We start from the raw sequence: 17,823 nt of genomic DNA on the forward strand, positions 1-17,823 counted from the left end.
GCGGGCACCCCTCCCAACCACGCACACTTTCACGCCAACTGCTCCAGGAGCCCCCGCATGACCCGCTTGTTCAATGAACCTTCAGCCTTCGCTGACGAGATGATCGATGGTTTCGTGGCATCGCACGGCCGGTGGGTCCGCCGGGTTTCCGGCGGTGTAGCCCGGAGCACGCGTTCGACGCCGGACACGGTCGCCTTGGTGATCGGTGGCGGCTCGGGTCACTACCCGGCGTTCGCCGGATTGGTGGGCCAGGGCCTGGCGCATGGTGCGGCGATGGGGAACCTGTTTGCTTCCCCCTCCGCGCAGCAGGTCTATAACGTGGCCAAAGCCTCGGATAACGGCGCGGGTGTGCTGCTGGGGTATGGCAACTACGCCGGGGACGTCCTGCACTTCACCCAGGCCCAGGACAGGCTCCGCGCCGAGGGCATCGATTGCCGCAGCATCGCCGTCACGGACGATATTTCCTCGGCCCCGGTGGCGGAGAAGCACAAGCGCCGCGGTATCGCCGGTGACCTGACCGTGTTCAAGGTCGCCGCAGCCGCCGCAGAGGCAGGCCACTCCATGGACTCGGTGGTGGAGATCGCCGAACGCGCCAATGACCGGACCCGCTCTTTTGGTGTCGCGTTCACCGGCTGCACCCTGCCCGGCGCTCCCGAGCCGCTCTTCTCCGTTCCCGAGGGGCGCATGGCGGTAGGCATGGGTATCCACGGCGAACCCGGCATCGGCGAAACGGACATCCCGACCGCAGATGAGCTCGCTGAGCTGCTCGTGAAGGATCTGCTGGCCGAGGTACCGGACGGTGTCACGGTGGAGGGTGCCCGGGTGGTCCCTCTTCTTAACGGCCTCGGGTCCGTGAAGTACGAGGAACTCTTTGTGGTCTACCGCCGCGTCGCCCAACTCCTGGCCGATGCCGGTGTGGTGGCCGTGGACCCGCAGGTCGGTGAGCTCGTGACCAGCTTCGACATGGCCGGCACCTCCCTGACCCTGTTCTGGCTCGACGACCAGCTTGAGGAACTCTGGCTCGCCCCCGCCGATGCTCCCGCGTTCCGCCGCGGAGCCGTCACCGCCCAAGCGCTCGACGCCGAGGAACTCGCCTTTGACGCGGAGCAGTTGGCCGTGATCCCGGACGCCACCGAGGAGTCCCGTCAAGCAGCCCCGGCCATCCTCGCCGCCCTGGACGCGGCGAAGGCCGTGATCGACGCAAACGTGGCCGAACTGGGCAGGATCGACGCCATCGCCGGCGACGGTGACCACGGCATCGGCATGGAACGCGGTATCCACGCCGCAGCAGCTGCCGCGGCAGACGCCGTCGTCCGCGGTGCCGGTGCCGGGACCGTGCTCAACCTGGCCGCTGACGCCTGGGCCGACAAGGCCGGTGGCACCTCGGGTGCGTTGTGGGGCATGGCCCTGCGCGCGGTCGGTGCCGCCGTGGGTGACACCGAGGCCCCCAACGCCGCGGCCGTGGCCGCCGGCGTGGCTGAGGCGAAGCGTTCCATCATGGACTTCGGCAAAGCCAAGGTGGGCGACAAAACCCTGGTGGATGTCCTGTCCCCCTTCAGCGACGCCCTCACCGCCGCGGTGAACGACGGCGGTTCGCTCCGGGACGCGTGGGGTACTGCCGCCACGGTCGCGGAGCAGTCCGCCGAAGCGACCGCGAACCTGCTGCCCCTCATGGGCCGTGCCCGCCCGCACGCCGAAAAGAGCCTCGGAACCCCGGACGCCGGAGCCATCTCCATGGCGCTGATCGTCCGGGCCATCCACAACACCCTCATTGGTGAAACCGCCGCTAAGAACACTGTTAAGGAGAACGCATGAGCGCCACACTGCGCCTGGTCATCGGATCGGACGACGCCGGATTCGAGTACAAGGAGGCCCTCAAGGCTGACCTGGAAGCGAACCCTTTGGTGGAGTCCGTGACGGACGTCGGGGTGGACGCGACCTCCCACACTCCCTACCCGTCGGTGGCGATCGCCGCGGCCGAACTCGTCGCCGCCGGCAAAGCAGACCGCGCCCTGCTGGTCTGCGGAACGGGACTGGGGGTGGCGATCGCCGCGAACAAGGTCCCTGGTGTCCGCGCCGTCACCGCGCACGATTCCTTCTCCGTGGAACGCTCCATCCTGTCCAACAACGCCCAGATTCTCACCATGGGACAGCGCGTCATCGGCCTGGAACTGGCCCGCCGGCTGGCCAAGGAATGGCTCACCTACACCTTCGACGAAAGCTCCGCCTCGGCAGAGAAGGTCACCCTGATTAAGGACTACGAAGGTGTCACCAGCTGCTGATCCCGTTGCCGCCAAAGCCGTGATCGGGGTGAGCCTGAAGATGTACTTCGGGCACGCCCGCTCCGTGGACTACTGCCGCGACGTCGCCACCATCGCCCTGAAGCACCCCGCGGTGCAGAACGGCGGGATCGAACTGTTCATCCTCCCGGTCCTGCCCGCCCTCCCGGAAGCCGCACGGATCCTCGGACCCGCGCACGTGGGCACCGGCGCGCAGGACATCTTCTGGGAAGACGAAGGCGCTTACACGGGCGAAGTCGGCGGCAAGACCGTGGCCGAACTCGGTGGACGGTACGTCGAGGTAGGCCACGCCGAACGCCGCCGGATCTTCGGTGAGGACGACCGCGTCATTGGCCTGAAAACCGCTGCCGCGTACCGCAACGGCCTCACCCCCGTGCTCTGCGTCGGCGAACTCACCGCAGGCTCCCCCGAAGAGGCGATCGCCCAGTGCACCGCCGAGATCGACGCCGCCCTCAACCGGGCAGCCACCCTCGGGCCGGCGGGCAGGACCATCGTGGCCTATGAGCCGCAGTGGGCCATCGGCGCACCCGAACCGGCCACACCGGAGTACATCAGCGCGGTGGCCCGCGGCCTCGACGCCCACCTGCGCACGTTGCCGGGCCAGGAAACCAGCCGGGTCATCTACGGCGGGAGCGCCGGACCGGGCCTGATCACGGAACTGGACACCGCCGTCGCGGGTTTGTTCCTGGGCCGCTTCGCGCACGACCCCGCCGCGCTGAAGACCATCCTGGATGAGACCGCGGCACGGCTGGCAACACAGGAGGTCGCAGCATGAGCAGGATTGGGCTCTCCAGCTACGCGTTTTTCTGGCAGCTCTCGGACCAGGTCAGTAACCCGCTGAGCATCCACGACGCCCTCCGGAAGGCCGCCGAGTTGGGCGTGGACCTCTTCCAGATCTGCGATTACGCCCCGCTGGAGACCATGGACGACGCCGACCTCGCCGCCGTCCGTGCCACAGCCGACGGGCTCGGGATCACCGTGGAACTCGGCACCAAGGGCATCCAGAAAGAACATCTCCGGAAATTCCTGCACACCGCCGGAATCCTGGGCTCGGACCTGCTCCGGACCATGTTCAACGTCCCCGGCCACACCCCCAGCAACGACGAAGCCGTGGACATCTTCACCGAGGTCCTTCCGGAGTTCGAGGCAGCCGGGGTGAAGATCGCGATCGAAACCTACGAACAAGTCCCCACCGAACGGATCCTGGACGTCATCAAGACCGTCAACAACCCGTACCTGGGCATCTGCAGCGACCCCGCCAACACCGTCGCGGCCCTGGAGATGCCGCGGCAGGTGATTGACGCCGTCGAGCCTTATGTCCTGAACATGCACATCAAAGACTTTGCGTTCAGCCGCAAACAGGGATGGGTCGGATTCACGTACTCCGGCGCACCCCTCGGCGAAGGACTCCTCGACTACGACTACATGGTCGACAAGATCCAGCCCAAAACCAGAAACATCAACCAAATCGTCGAACACTGGCTGCCCTGGCAGGACACCGAAGCAGAAACCATCCGCCTCGAAAACCAGTGGACCCAACAAAGCCTCGACTTCCTAAGGAGCAAGTGAAATGACTGCAGAAACTTTGACCGTCGCCGTGATCGGAGCCGGAGGCAAGATGGGGATGCGCGTTTCCCGGAACCTCCAGAAGTCGGGCCACACCGTCTTCTACAGCGAGAACTCCCCCGCCGGCCAGGAACGCATCCAGGCTGAGGGCCGCGATATCACCGCCACCGACGACGCCGTGAAGGGCGCCGACGTCGTGATCCTCGCTGTCCCGGACACCGTCCTGGGCATCGTCTCCGAAGGCGTGGTCCCGCAGATGAAGGCAGGCGCCATCCTCCTGACCCTGGACCCGGCCGCCGCCTACGCCGGCCTGCTGGCCAAGCGCGACGACGTGGTCCAGGCCGTCGCCCACCCGTGCCACCCGTCCGTGTTCCTGGAGCGCACCACCAAGGAAGAATGGGCCGACACCTTCGGCGGCGAAGGCGCACCCCAGAACGTCGTCGCCGCGATCGACGACGACGCCCCGGCGGCAACCCGCGACAACGCCGAAGCCGTCATCCGCACCATCTACGCCCCCGTGATCGACGTCCACTGGGTCACCGTCTACCAGCTCGCCGTGCTGGAACCCACCCTGGTGGAGACCGTGGCGTGCATGATCGGCACCCTGCTGAACGAAGCACTGCACGAGACCGTCCACACCGTCGGCGTTCCCGAAGCAGCCGCCAAGGCCATGCTGTTCGGCCACGTCCAGATCGCCCTCACCAACGCCCTCCGTGGATCCAACCCGTTCTCCGAGGCCTGCGAAATCGCCATCCAGTATGGCAAGGACACCATCATCAAGGACGACTGGAAGAAGATCTTCGACGACTCCGAACTGGACAACGTCATCGCCAAGATGCTCAAGCTCGACGCCGTCAAGCGCTAAGCGCCCGCGGGACAAACAGATCAGCCCCTTGCCGGACTTCCGGCAAGGGGCTGCGAGCGTCTGGGGATAAGCGTCTGCATGAACTAATAAGTAGCCAACTCTCGATAAACTACTTCACGGCGGGCAACAGCCGGCTGCTTCGTTAAAAACGAAAGACCCGACGGCAATCGGGTCCTTGTTCAGCGCGGAGCGCTCTTTGGTGCGATATTCAGGACATACCCCTGAAGCCACACCTCAAGGGTATGCCCCGTTGCGTGCCGTGTGCAAACACATCGGCCGCAATCGCACCCTGTCCTCGAGAGGGGGTGCACCATGCCTCGTCAGCGGAAACGCTCCGAGCACTGGGGCCGCCTGAACTTCATGGTCAACCTCGTTCGCCTTGCGTACGAGATTGTCAGGGGGTTCTGGCACACCAAACCCTAGCGGGTTTGCGGTGGCCGCGGGCAGGATCCGCGGCCACCGGCCGCACTCCGGAAGACCTCCCTGATCCCTTTACCGCCGGCCCCTTGGAAGCGATCATGGGATGAGGCGCAGGGACTTCGCCGACCGCACCAGTACGGCCGCTACTTGCGCAGCCCCAGGGCAGCGGAGGCGCGACATGGCACCCACAATGGAGCCGGCGGACGGGTTTCTCACCGACTACTACGAGCACGTGGCCGACGACGACGTCCGCAACTACACCCCCGAAACCCTGCTGGAACGGGCCCGCTACCACCGGACCTTGGCTGAACGCCGCGAGCCCGGGCAGTCCGTGATCGGCATCCTGCACGAGGCCGATGCGAGCGTCATTGCGATCGTCACGGATGACCTCCCGTATCTCCTGCCCTCGGTGACCGCCGAGATCGCCAGGGACACGTCATCGATCCGCCTCCTGGTCCACCCCACGTTCCGGGTGGACCGCGACCCCGCCACCCACCGCCTGATCGACCTCCATCGGGGACCGCACCGTACGGGGCTGCCCACCGGCGTCGAACACCCACCGGAAACGCACGACGGCGGCCAGCTCACCGAGGCCTGGCTGGCGCTGGACATCCCACGGTTGGCGGATGAGGAAACCACCGCGCGGCTCATCTCCCGCGTGGAGGCCGTGGTGCACAACGTTCGTACCGCAGCCGAGGACACCGTGGCCATGCACGCACAGCTGGAGAGCGTGCTGCGGGAACTGGACAGGCAGTCCGCCGCCGGAACGGACGAAGCCCAAGAGCTGCTGCGCTGGCTGGATGACGGAAACTTCGTGTTCCTGGGGTACCGCGGGCCGGATGGAACGGGGCTCGGGATCCTGCAGGACCTTCCGGCCGCGGAGACCGCCATGGACAACCCACGTTCCGGGACGCCGATCCTCACGCTCACCAAGTCCAACCGCCGCTCGACAGTGCTGCGCCATGCGTATCTGGACGAGATGAGTGTCCGAACCCCCGGCGTCCCGGGCGGGCACACCTTCGTTGGCCTGTTCTCCCCCAACTCCTCGGCCCACTCGGCGCGGCAGATTCCCGTGATCCGGGACACGGTGTCGGAGGTGCTGCGGATGTTCGGCTACCCCGCGGAATCACATCCCGGCAAGGAACTGGTGGCCGTCATGGACGCCTATCCGCGGGATGAACTGTTCCACATCGATGCCGAACAACTGGCGGTGCACGCCCGCGAAATCCTGCGCCTGCAGGAGCGTCACAGCACCCGGCTCTTCCTTCGCCCGGACTCCTACGGCCGGTTCATGACGGCACTCGTCTTCCTGCCCCGCCACCGCTACAGCACGGCCGTCCGGCTCAACATCGAGCGCGAGCTGCGCGAAGCCTTCGGCGCCGAAGAGATCGAGTTCGAGCTGCGGCTGGGAGAGTCAGCCATGGCACGGGTGTTCTTCCGGATCCTGCTGCCCGGCGGCAACCACAGCGAAAGCGGAACCAGTCCGCACGGGGTGACTGCCGCCGTCGTCGATTCAGCGGTCCTCATCGATTCAACGGTCCTGGAACAGCGCATCCTCGCCGCCACGAGGTCCTGGGCCCAGGGCCTGGACGAGGCACTGCAGGCAAGGTATCCCCGGGAGGAAGCCACCCGGCTCTCGGCGCAGTGGGCCGGGGCGTTCCCGGCGAGCTACAAAGCCGACTATGAGGTGGAGGATGCCGTTGCGGACATCGCCAGGTTCGAAGGATTTCCGGCGGGAGACCAGATCGAAAACCGGGAACCGGATCCCATCGTCTCCGTCTACAAGCGCCCCGGCACCGCCATCCTGGCCGAGGACGCCCGCGTGCGCCTGTACTTGACCCGTCCGCAGAGCCTCACGCAGATCCTGCCGTTCTTCCACAACCTGGGGCTGAAGGTCCTGGACCAGCGGCCTTTCGATGTGCAGCGCGCGGATGGCCGGCAGTTTTTCCTGTACGACCTCGGGCTGAAGTATCCCCGCGGTGTGGACCCGCTGCCGACGGCTAAACTGCTGGCTGACTCGTTTTGCGCCTCGATGCGCGGCGATGCGGAGTCGGATGCCTTCGACGCCCTGGTGATCAGGGAGGGCATCGACTGGCACCGGGTAGCGATCCTGCGCGCGTATGCCAAGTACCTGCGGCAACTGGGCAGCACCAACTCGTATGGCTTCATTGCGGATACTCTGCGGGCCAATGTCACGGCCACGCATGCGCTGCTGGAGTTGTTCGAAGCCAAGTTCAATCCGGACCTCTTTGCGCCGGACCTGTTCGAACCCGGCCCCGGCGCGCCTGCAGGCGACGGTGATGTCTTCGAAGAAGGCACCAGCGAGCTCAGCCACCGGACCCAAGCCATCCATCAAGCCCGGACAGCGTTGGCCGCAGCAATCGACGCCGTGCCGGTCCTCGATGCGGACCGGCTCCTGCGGCAACTCGCGAGCCTGGTGGAGGCCACCCAGCGCACCAACTTCTACCTGGACAAGCCGCACATCAGCGTCAAGCTCAACCCGTCCAGCATTCCCGCCGCACCTGCGCCCCGGCCCAAGTTCGAGATCTGGGTCTACTCGCCGCGTGTTGAGGGCGTGCACCTCCGCTTCGGGCCGATTGCCCGCGGCGGGCTGCGCTGGTCCGACCGGCGGGAGGATTTCCGCACGGAGATCCTGGGACTGGTGAAGGCACAGACCGTCAAGAACGCGGTCATCGTGCCCACGGGCGCGAAGGGCGGCTTCTTCCCCAAGCTCCTCCCGGACCCCGCTGAGGACCGGGCGGCGTGGCTCGCCGAGGGACAGGAAAGCTACCGGACTTTCATCCGTGGCCTCCTGGACATCACGGACAACCTGGTGGCCGATCCCGACGGCGGCCCCAACGGCACGGTAGTGGCGCCACCTCGCGTGGTCCGGCACGACGGCGACGACTACTACCTGGTGGTGGCCGCGGACAAAGGAACGGCTGCGTTCTCCGACCTCGCCAACTCGGTGGCGGCCGAGTACGGCTTCTGGCTGGGAGACGCCTTCGCTTCCGGCGGCTCCGTGGGCTACGACCACAAGCAGATGGGCATCACCGCACGCGGGGCCTGGGAGTCCGTGCGGCATCACTTCAGCGAACTCACCATCGATTCCCGCGCCGAGGACTTCACGGTGGTGGGCATCGGGGATATGAGCGGCGACGTGTTCGGCAACGGCATGCTCCTGTCCAACCACATCAAGCTGGTTGCCGCCTTCGACCATCGGCACATCTTCCTTGACCCCACCCCGGACCCGGCGGCCTCCTACCAGGAACGCGAACGTCTCTTCAAACTCCCCCGGTCGTCCTGGGCCGACTACGACCCCACCAAACTGAGCCCCGGCGGCGGAGTGTTTTCCAGATCGGAAAAATCGATTCCGGTCACCGAACAGGTCCGCCTCGCCTTGGGCATGGAGGAAAGCACGACGGCGGCCAGCCCGCCCGAGCTTCTGCGCGCGGTCCTCGCTGCCCCGGTGGACCTCCTGTACAACGGTGGCATCGGCACCTACGTCAAGGCCTCCACGGAATCCCATGCGGACGTCGGGGACAAGTCCAACGATTCCATCCGCGTGGACGCCCGGGATCTTCGGGCTCACATCATCGCCGAGGGCGGAAACCTCGGGGTGACCCAGCGGGGCAGGATCGAGGCAGCCCTTGCTGGAATCCTGGTGAACACGGACGCAATCGACAATTCGGCCGGCGTGGACTGTTCCGACCACGAGGTCAACATCAAGGTGTTCCTGGACCGGATGATCTCCGCTGGACGAATGTCCGCGGCGGAGCGGACCGGATTCCTGCACTCGCTCCAGGGCGAAGTGGGCCGGCTGGTCTTGAAAACCAACGACCACCAGAACACGCTCCTCCTCAACGACAAGCAGTTGGCAGTGGAGTGGAGTCCCAGTTTTGAACGGACCATGGACTGGCTGGAAGCGGCAACGGACCTTGACCGCCAGTTGGAATGTTTGCCGGGCAACCAGGAACTGAGGGCGCGGATCCTGACGGGCAAGGGCCTGACCACCCCTGAGCTGGCGGTCCTGGCGGCCTATGCCAAGATCGAGCTCGCCAAGGAACTCACGGACGGTGGCCTGGCGGACGATCCCTGGTTCTCGCAAACCTTGCACTCGTACTTCCCCAAGCAGGTCTCAGAACGGTTCGGCGAGCACCTTGCCACCCACCCGTTGCGCCGCGAAATCGTTGCCACGGTGGTGGCCAACGACATGATCAACATGGGCGGCATCTCCTTCGCCTTCCGGGCCATGGAGGAGACCACGGTGTCCGCCACTGCCGTGGCCAGGGCGTTCGTGGTGATGCGGGAGATCTGGGACTTCGATTCCGTCATGGAGACCATCGCCCAGCTTCCGTCCAGCACGCCGAGCGAGCACGGAGCGGCCGTGGCCCTGGACATGCGACGCCTGCTGGATCGCTCCGTCCGCTGGTACGTCACCCATGATTTCCGGGACAAGCCGGTGGCGGATGCCTTCGCCCGGCTGGAACGTCCCATGGCGTTGATGCGGGCCAACTTCACGGGATTCCTGCACGGCATCAACCTGGCCCACTCCTTGAAGCGCCTGGCCCACACCGACTCCGTGGGATTGCCGCACAGCCTTGGCATCCGGGCCTCCGAGCTCCTGGTGAGCTACGGGCTGCTGGATATCTCCGCGATCGCCGAGGAACTCCAGGAGCCGGTGGAAGCTGTGGCCGAGGTGTATTTCGCTGTGTTCGAGCGTATTTCCGCCATCCCCCTCCTGGAACACATCACCATGCTCTCCAGGGACACCCATTGGGAATCCCTGGCCCGGGCGGCTTTGAGGGATGACATGTACCTGGTGCTGGCGGACATGACCAAGGCCGTGGTCCGGCACACTCCCCGCTCATCGACCGTCAGCGATCCCGTGGAGCGGATCATGGACTGGGAACGGGGAAACATCGAACAACTGGCGCGCATCCAGGAGACCATCCAGGAAGCCATCAAGCCAGGTCCCATGGACATTGCCGCGCTGTCCGTGGCTGTGAAGCTGCTCCGGGCCATGATCCGCCGGTGAGACACAAGTCACTTAGCTGCCAGTCATCTTACAAATTTTTGGGTGAGAGGTTCTATAATCGATGGGTCGCCCTCGCATGCGGCACGTAATAGGAGGTCCCCCAATGACTGCAATGACGGCAGAACGCGAAATCCGCCTGTCCTTTTCCGAGGCAGGCGAGATCCACGACGGACTCGATCGCGCCGTGGATACCCTGATCGAAAGCGCAGCAGCAGAAGCTAACTGCGGCATACTGGTGACGCGCCACGAGCCCGGCACCTACACCGTGGCCCTGGACGAATCCGTTCCCTTCGGCCAGACCCACGAAGCCCTCGCCGCCTGACCACACCCACGAAGGCAGGTTCTTGGCAGCGAAGCCAAAAACCGGGGCCTGTCCCTTTCCGCTCTACTACCCGCGGAAAGGGACAGGCCCCGGTTTCTGTTTAAGCTCCCCAAGTAGGTCGCAATTGTGCGCGTTTTGAGTGCTCTAAACGCGCACTACTGCGACTCAGTTGGGTTGTTATGCCCGGCGGAGGGTCACGCGGTCGGACTTCATGAAAAGCTCCTTGCCCTCTTCGGTGACCCCGGGCCCCGAATGTTCAAGCCACACCACATTCCCGCTGCTGGAAACTTCCTCGATCTGGCCGGTTGCGATGACGTGGGCGTACTTGACCACTTCCACCAATTCGCCCACCCGGAGTTGCCTCCAGTCGGACACCGTAGCCGTGTGAGCGTTTCGTCTGGACAGGACTGCTCCGCGTGCCTTCATTGAACTTCTACCCCTTTGTGGATGTTCGTTGTGTATTGACTTGTGTAAGACAGTTGACCGTCAAGCCCACGACATCGTTGGCGTGGACGTGACGTACACCATAAGTATTACTACATTTGCCACGTTCCGGAGACTGCGTTGCGAACAATTTCCGGAACGTGACAAACATGCGCCTCATATGAGGCTTTTATTCGACGTCAGGCCAAAATCCCGACGGCGGATTCGGCTGCCGCACGAACGGCACCCGAGCCGACCAAACGGTCAGCCGCTTCGAGCTCAGGCGACAGGAACCGGTCGGTGCCCGGACCCTGGACCACTTCGCGAAGCACCTCAAGCACTGCCGTGCCGGCAGGACCCGGGGTGAGTTCGCCGTCGGACAGCTGCGTGCGCATATCGATGGCGCGGGCGCTGGTGACAAGCTCGACGGCGAGCACCCGCCGCAGGTTCTCGACGGCCTTGCGCAGCTTCCGGGCAGCGTGCCAGCCCATGGACACGTGGTCTTCCTGCATGGCGGAGCTCGGGATGGAGTCCACCGATGCCGGCACGGCCAGCCGCTTGTTGTCCGAGACCAGGCCGGCCTGGGTGTACTGGGCGATCATGAGGCCCGAATCCACGCCCGGATCCGCCGCGAGGAAGGCCGGGAGTCCGTGCGAACGGGCAGGATCCAGCATGCGGTCCGTACGTCGCTCGGCGATGGAGCTCAGGTCGGCAACGGCGATGGCCAGGAAGTCCAGCACGTAGGCCACAGGTGCGCCATGGAAGTTGCCGTTGGAGGTCACGCGGCCGTCCGGGAGGACCACCGGGTTGTCGATCGCTGCGGCCAGCTCGCGGGATGCCACCAGCGCGGCGTGGTCCACGGTATCGCGGACAGCTCCGGCAACCTGGGGTGCGCAACGCAGCGAATAGGCGTCCTGGACCTTGGTGTCGTTGATCCGGTGGGAAGCGACGATCGGCGAGTTGGACAGCACGCGGAGCATGTTGTCCGCGCTGGCAGCCTGGCCCGGGTGCGGGCGCAGTGCAGCGTGGAGCTCGGGCAGGAACACCTGGTCCGTGCCGAGGAGGGCCTCGACGCTGAGCGCCGCGGTGACATCCGCCGTCGCGAGCAGCAGACGGATGTCGGCGATGGCCATCAGCAGCATGCCGAGCATGCCTTCGGTGCCGTTGACGAGGGCCAGGCCCTCTTTCTCGGCGAGCGTGACAGGCTCGATGCCGTGCTGCGCGAGCAGCTCAGCAACAGGCGCCTTGCCCGCCACGCCGTACAGTTCGCCGTCGGGCCCTGTTGCTTCGCCTTCGCCCATGAGGACCAGCGCACAGTGGGACAGCGGAGCGAGGTCGCCGGAGCAACCCAGCGAACCGAACTCCCGGACCACCGGGGTGATGCCCGCGTTGAGGACGTCCACCATGGTCTGCAGGACGACGGGACGGACACCCGTGCGGCCCGATGCCAGGGTCTTGGCGCGGAGGAACATGATGCCACGGATGACTTCGCGTTCAACGGCCGGGCCCATGCCTGCAGCGTGGCTGCGGATCAGCGACTTCTGCAGCTGGGTGCGGAGTTCGTTGGGAATGTGGCGGTTGGCCAGCGCACCGAAGCCCGTGGAGATGCCGTACGCAGGCACCTCGCTCGTGGCCAGGTCGTCAATGTGGGCGCGAACCTTGGCAACCGTGTCCAGGGCGTCCTGGGAGATGGTCACCTTGGCGTCGTGGCGTGCGACGGCGACAACGTCTTCCGGGGTCACGCCGCTGGAGCCGAGGGTGACGGTCAGCTGTTCGTTTGAGGTGATGGTCATGGGGTTACTTGCCTTCGTTCATGGGGATGCGGACGCCGCGTTCGTGGGCGACGTCGATGGCGCGGTCGTAGCCGGCGTCGGCGTGGCGGATGACGCCCATTCCGGGGTCGTTGGTCAGCAGCGCTGTCAGTTTCGCTGCGGCCAGTTCGGTGCCGTCGGCCACGGAGACCTGTCCGGTGTGGATGGACCGGCCGATTCCGACGCCGCCGCCGTGGTGGATGGACACCCAGGTAGCACCCGAGGACGCGGCGGTGAGGGCGTTCAGGAGCGGCCAGTCAGCGATCGCGTCCGAGCCGTCCTTCATCGCTTCGGTTTCACGGTACGGGGACGCGACCGAGCCCGAATCCAGGTGGTCACGGCCGATCACGATCGGGGCCTTGACCTTGCCCTCGGCAACGAGTTTGTTGAACAACAGCCCGGCTTGGTGCCGTTCGCCGTACCCGAGCCAGCAAATCCGTGCCGGCAGGCCCTCGAACTCCACCCGCTCGGCCGCGGCATCGATCCACTTGTGCAGGTGCTTGTTCTCCGGGAAGAGTTCCTTGATCGCCTCATCCGTGACGCGGATGTCTTCCGGGTCACCGGAGAGCGCCACCCACCGGAACGGGCCCAGGCCCTCGCAGAACAGCGGACGGATATAGGCCGGGACGAAGCCGGGGAACTCGAACGCCCGGTCATACCCGCCCTTGCGGGCCTCATCGCGGATGGAGTTGCCGTAATCGAAGACCTCGGCCCCGGCGTCCTGGAACTCCACCATCGCCTGCACGTGGCGGGCCATGGAGGCCTGGGCTTTCTTCGTGAACCCTTCCGGGTCCGCTGCGGCTTCGGTGTGCCATTCGGCCACGGTGATGCCCTCGGGCAGGTACGACAACGGATCATGGGCACTGGTCTGGTCCGTGACCACATCAATGGTCAGCTCGCCTGCCTTGTGGCGACGAAGCAGTTCGGGGAAGACCTCGGCGGCGTTACCCACATACCCGACCGACCAGCCACGGCGCTCGGCCTTGGCCTTGGTGACCTTGGCGATCGCGGTGTCCAGGTCCGTTTCGACCTCATCCAGGTAACGCTTCCCCGCACGGCGGCGCAGACGGGTCTCATCAACATCGATGATCAGGCACGCGCCGTCGTTCAGGGTCACCGCCAGGGGCTGGGCGCCGCCCATGCCACCACACCCACCGGTCAACGTCAGCGTCCCCGCCAACGGGCCCTCCGTGGAGCCCTCAGCCGAGGGGGCGGGGTGGCGTCCGTCGGCCTTGAGTTTCTCACCGACCGCGGCGAACGTCTCATACGTGCCCTGCAGGATGCCCTGCGTGCCGATGTAAATCCACGACCCGGCCGTCATCTGCCCGTACATCGTCAAACCCTCAGCCTCCAAGCGGCGGAACTCAGGCCACGTCGCCCAGTCCCCCACCAGATTCGAGTTCGCCAGCAACACCCGCGGCGCCCACTCATTCGTGCGGAACACACCCACCGGCTTACCCGACTGCACCAGCAGGGTCTCGTCCTTCTCCATCGTCTCCAGCGTCCGGGTGATCGCATCAAACGCAGCCCACGAACGCACCGCACGACCCGTACCCCCATACACCACCAGGTCATCCGGACGCTCAGCAACCTCGGGGTCCAGGTTGTTCATCAACATGCGCAACGGCGCCTCAGTCTGCCACGACTTAGCGGTGAGCTCCGTGCCACGGGCAGCCTTGACCGGGCGGGCTCCTGTAGTGAAATCGGCGGGTGCCATGATGGCTCCTTCATCTCTCGGTAAATGTCTGGGTGAAAGATCTTCTGTATCCAGTAGAGCCTGTTCCCCGGGCGCCCGGAACGGCTTTTCGATGGGTGCTGTCCGGGATTACAGACCGCTGCCGCACCCTCGCATTCACGGCAAATCAGGCGCATGCTGAAGCCATGGGAACATTCCACGTGTCCACCTTCATTGCTGCTCCACCGGAGCGTGTTTTCGCCACCTGGACGGACCAGGACCGGTTCAAGGAATGGATCGGCGGCGTCACCGGCGTGACGGATCGCGTGGGCCCGATTGACGAGCCCGGCAGCCGCTACACGGTGTGGTTCGGGCGGATGGCCAGCCCCACCGAAGTCTTGGCTGTCGAGCGGCCACGGCATATCCGCACGCGCTTCGGCAACGCGATCCTCAAGGGCGAATCGGATGTCACGTTCCTGCCCGAGGATGCTGGAACGCGCCTCAACCAGGAGTTCGTCACGCGGGGATTCATTGCGGGAATCTTTGGGCGCCTCTTCGCAACGGGCTCCTACAAGGGCAGCTTCAAAGGTGAGCTGGAAGTGTTCAGAAGGCTCGTCGAGCGCGAGACCCCGGAGCCTCCTGGAACTTCCTAAGCTGCAGGCCTCGTCACCCAAGTAGGTCGCATTAGTGCGCGTTTTGACGGCTCAAAACGCGCACTAATGCGACCCAGTTGGGGCGGGGGCAGGCAACTCAGACTGCCGGGCGCCCGTGGATCCGGACCGACAATTCATCCGCCGCCTTGCGGATGCGGGCAGCAAGGACCGGCCATTGCTCGGCCGGCACTTTGTCCTCCAGGAACGTCACGGCGACTGCCGCCGTCGGCCACCCCACGTGGTCCGTCACGGCGGCGGCGATGGAGCCGAAACCCGGCGTGATTTCACCGTTTTCCGTGGCGTAGCCTCGCTGCCGCACCTGGTCCAGGTGGGAGGACAACGCCGAGTACTTCATGATGGGGAACTCCACCTCATGCCGCGACGTGAAGGCTGCAGCATTGGGGTACAGCGCGCGGACTTGCGATTTGGGCAGCGCTGCCAGGATGGCGCGGCCGCTCGCGGTGAGGTGGCTGGGCAGGCGAACTCCGACGTCGGTCACCAGGCTGGGGCGGTTCTTGGCCCGCTCCTCAACGATGTAGAGGACGTCGCGACCGTGCAGGACGGCCAGGTGCGCGCTCTCACCGATGACATCCACCAACGAGGCGAGCATGGGCCGCCCCAGACGGGAAAGGGGCTCCTGCCGCGAGTAGGCCGAGCTGAGCTCGAAGGCGCTGATTCCCAAGCCGTAGCGCTGTTCTTCATGCAGGTGCAGCACAAAGCCGTTGGCCTCCATGACCCCCAGCAGGTGGTAGACGCTGGAGCGCGGCAGGCCGAGCGCCGTGGCGATGTTCGACGCCGCCATGGGACCGCGGCGCGACGCCAGCAGCTTGAGGATGCGCAGGGTGTTTTCGGCGGCCGGAACCTTGGAAGTGGACTTGCCGGATGCCAGTGGCGTGGTTGTCATGGTGCCTCACTGCTTGGGTACTCAAGGGTGACTTTCCAGGCAACTTTCCCGCCGCCTGTCCGGTATCCCGTACTCAAGAATGCACAGAACTGCCCCTGACTTCCTAGCCCTCCCTGATCGCGAGCGTCCGGAATACCAGACTCTCACGGCACAGAACGGTCCCGCGCGCAGGGGAACCTGGAAGCATGGAAAAGCCGCCCGGCGGTTGCGATCGCCGGGCGGCTTGCTTGGGGTTGGCTGGACCGTGGCTAGCGGGCGAGCTCGGGCTGTCCATCCACGAGGCGGTTCACGTTCCAGGGGTTGGCGTCTTTGAGGGCCGCGGGGCGCAGTTCCTCGGGGAAGTTCTGGTAGGCAACGGGACGCAGGAAGCGGTCGATCGCGAGCGTGCCGACGGACGTGGTCTTGGCATCCGAGGTGGCCGGGAACGGGCCGCCGTGGACCATCGCGTGACCGACTTCGACGCCGGTGGGCCAGGCGTTGATGATGATGCGGCCTACCTTGCGTTCCAGGGTGGGGATCAGTGGTGCCGCGGTGGCGTAGTCGGCTTCCGTGAGGTGGAGTGAAGCGGTGAGCTGGCCCTCGAGCTTGGCGGTGGCTTCGATGAGGTCTTCGATGCCTTTGTAGAGGACCACGAGGGACGCGGCACCGAACACTTCCTCATGGAGGATCGGGTTGTTGATGAACACGTCCAAGTCCGCGCCGAACACGGCGGGTGCGGGCGCGTTCTGGCCCGGGCCGTCGGTGCCGCGGCCCAGGATTTCGACGTCGGGGGCTGCTTCGAGGGCGTCGTGGCCGTGCTGCCATGCCGTGGCGATTCCGCCGGTCAGCATGGTCTGGCCGTGGAGAGGGGTGATTTCTCCGGTGACGGCTGCGGCGAAGCGTTCCCCTGCCTGACCTGCCGGGACGAAGACCAGGCCGGGCGAGGTGCAGAGCTGGCCGGAGCTGCCAGTGACAGAGCCGATGTACTGCTTGGCAAGGGTTTTGATGTCCTCTTCGGAGCCGTCGAGGGCTCCCGGGAAGACGTAGACCGGGTTGATGGAGGACATTTCGGCGTAGACCGGGATTGGCTCCGGTCGTGCCGCGGCGGTGCGCATGAGGGCGGTGCCGCCGGCGCGGGATCCGGTGAAGCCCACGGCCTTGATCGCAGGATCCGCAACAAGGGCTTGCCCGATGCTCGAACCTGAGCCGTAGACCAGGGAGAACACGCCCGGATGCAGGCCCAGGTCCTTCACGGCCTTGGTGATGGCCTGGCCGACGAGCTCGGCCGTGCCCGGGTGGGCGTTGTGGGCCTTCACGATCACCGGGCAACCGGCGGCGAAGGCCGAGGCGGTGTCGCCGCCGGCCACGGAGAACGCGAGGGGGAAGTTGCTCGCACCGAACACAGCCACCGGGCCCAGGGGGATCTGGCGCTGGCGGATGTCCGCGCGGGGCAAGGGCGTACGCTCTGGAAGGGCGGGATCGATGCGGACTCCGCGGAAGTCGCCCTGGCGGACAACGTTCGCGAAGAGCCGCAGCTGCCCGGTGGTACGGGCACGTTCACCGCGAAGACGGTCCAGTCCAAGCCCGGTTTCCAAGGACGCGCGTTCGACGAGTTCGTCGCCGACTGCTTCGATGTTTTCCGCGATGGCGTCCAGGAACCGGGCGTGCTGCTCCGGGTCCAGGGCGCTGAAGGAACCGAAGGCGTCCTCGGCGGCCGCAGTGGCTTCCTGCAACTGCTTTTCGCTGATCAGGCTGTAGGCCGGTTCCAGCTGTTCATTCGTGGCAGGGTTGATGCCGAAGGCCGAACCGCTGGTGCCGGGAGTGGCCTCGCCGGCGATGAGGGAGTGTCCGTGAAGAGTCATGGGGA

13 protein-coding genes are annotated in these 17,823 nt (G+C 65.7%); 8 read left to right on the plus strand and 5 right to left on the minus strand.

Annotated features, from left to right (window positions below):
• The first annotated feature begins 57 nt into the window (after positions 1 to 57).
• The 7 genes from ACIQTZ_RS05755 to ACIQTZ_RS05785 all read left to right on the plus strand — a co-directional run bounded on the left by ACIQTZ_RS05755 (position 58) and on the right by ACIQTZ_RS05785 (position 10,511).
• Entirely contained in the window at positions 58 to 1,815 is a 1,758-nt protein-coding gene (locus tag ACIQTZ_RS05755) for a dihydroxyacetone kinase family protein (RefSeq protein WP_402978373.1), read from the plus strand.
• Positions 1,812 to 2,282, plus strand: coding sequence for a ribose-5-phosphate isomerase (locus ACIQTZ_RS05760; RefSeq protein WP_402950649.1), 471 nt, complete (start codon positions 1,812 to 1,814; stop codon positions 2,280 to 2,282). The genes ACIQTZ_RS05755 and ACIQTZ_RS05760 overlap by 4 nt, the downstream gene beginning before the upstream one ends.
• A complete protein-coding gene (locus tag ACIQTZ_RS05765) occupies positions 2,266 to 3,075 on the plus strand; it encodes a triose-phosphate isomerase family protein (protein ID WP_402978376.1) in 810 nt (269 codons plus the stop codon). Before ACIQTZ_RS05760 ends, ACIQTZ_RS05765 begins: the two co-directional genes overlap by 17 nt.
• A complete protein-coding gene (locus ACIQTZ_RS05770) occupies positions 3,072 to 3,869 on the plus strand; it encodes a sugar phosphate isomerase/epimerase family protein (protein WP_402978379.1) in 798 nt (265 codons plus the stop codon). The genes ACIQTZ_RS05765 and ACIQTZ_RS05770 overlap by 4 nt, the downstream gene beginning before the upstream one ends.
• Before the next feature lies 1 nt (position 3,870).
• Positions 3,871 to 4,731, plus strand: a complete 861-nt coding sequence (locus ACIQTZ_RS05775) for a phosphogluconate dehydrogenase C-terminal domain-containing protein (RefSeq protein WP_402978382.1) — start codon at positions 3,871 to 3,873, stop codon at positions 4,729 to 4,731.
• Between the two features lie 598 nt (positions 4,732 to 5,329).
• Positions 5,330 to 10,189 carry an NAD-glutamate dehydrogenase gene (locus ACIQTZ_RS05780; RefSeq protein WP_402978385.1) on the plus strand — a complete coding sequence of 1,620 codons (4,860 nt, stop codon included), beginning with the start codon at positions 5,330 to 5,332 and terminating at the stop codon, positions 10,187 to 10,189.
• Positions 10,190 to 10,301: 112 nt separating this feature from the next.
• Complete coding sequence (locus ACIQTZ_RS05785; RefSeq protein ID WP_397325062.1) at positions 10,302 to 10,511, plus strand: hypothetical protein; 210 nt, start codon at positions 10,302 to 10,304, stop codon at positions 10,509 to 10,511.
• A gap of 177 nt (positions 10,512 to 10,688) precedes the next feature.
• Here the strand turns inward: ACIQTZ_RS05785 and ACIQTZ_RS05790 are convergent, their stop codons facing one another.
• From ACIQTZ_RS05790 to ACIQTZ_RS05800, 3 genes are all read right to left on the minus strand, one after another.
• The gene (locus tag ACIQTZ_RS05790) at positions 10,689 to 10,937 is read right to left on the minus strand and encodes a hypothetical protein (protein ID WP_402978388.1); all 249 of its coding nucleotides are present in this window, start codon (positions 10,935 to 10,937) and stop codon (positions 10,689 to 10,691) included.
• Between the two features lie 197 nt (positions 10,938 to 11,134).
• A complete protein-coding gene (gene hutH / locus ACIQTZ_RS05795) occupies positions 11,135 to 12,727 on the minus strand; it encodes a histidine ammonia-lyase (RefSeq protein ID WP_402978391.1) in 1,593 nt (530 codons plus the stop codon).
• Between the two features lie 4 nt (positions 12,728 to 12,731).
• Complete coding sequence (locus tag ACIQTZ_RS05800) at positions 12,732 to 14,462, minus strand: urocanate hydratase (RefSeq protein WP_402978394.1); 1,731 nt, start codon at positions 14,460 to 14,462, stop codon at positions 12,732 to 12,734.
• A gap of 164 nt (positions 14,463 to 14,626) precedes the next feature.
• Between ACIQTZ_RS05800 and ACIQTZ_RS05805 the strand changes: the two genes are divergently transcribed.
• Positions 14,627 to 15,073 carry an SRPBCC domain-containing protein gene (locus tag ACIQTZ_RS05805; protein ID WP_400335582.1) on the plus strand — a complete coding sequence of 149 codons (447 nt, stop codon included), beginning with the start codon at positions 14,627 to 14,629 and terminating at the stop codon, positions 15,071 to 15,073.
• Between the two features lie 97 nt (positions 15,074 to 15,170).
• Here the strand turns inward: ACIQTZ_RS05805 and ACIQTZ_RS05810 are convergent, their stop codons facing one another.
• The gene (locus ACIQTZ_RS05810; RefSeq protein WP_402978397.1) at positions 15,171 to 15,977 is read right to left on the minus strand and encodes an IclR family transcriptional regulator; all 807 of its coding nucleotides are present in this window, start codon (positions 15,975 to 15,977) and stop codon (positions 15,171 to 15,173) included.
• Between the two features lie 248 nt (positions 15,978 to 16,225).
• Positions 16,226 to 17,818, minus strand: coding sequence for an aldehyde dehydrogenase (NADP(+)) (locus tag ACIQTZ_RS05815; protein WP_402978400.1), 1,593 nt, complete (start codon positions 17,816 to 17,818; stop codon positions 16,226 to 16,228).
• Positions 17,819 to 17,823: the final 5 nt, after the last annotated feature.

This window comes from Paenarthrobacter sp. NPDC090520 (genome assembly GCF_044769205.1).
In the GTDB taxonomy this organism is placed as follows: domain Bacteria; phylum Actinomycetota; class Actinomycetes; order Actinomycetales; family Micrococcaceae; genus Arthrobacter.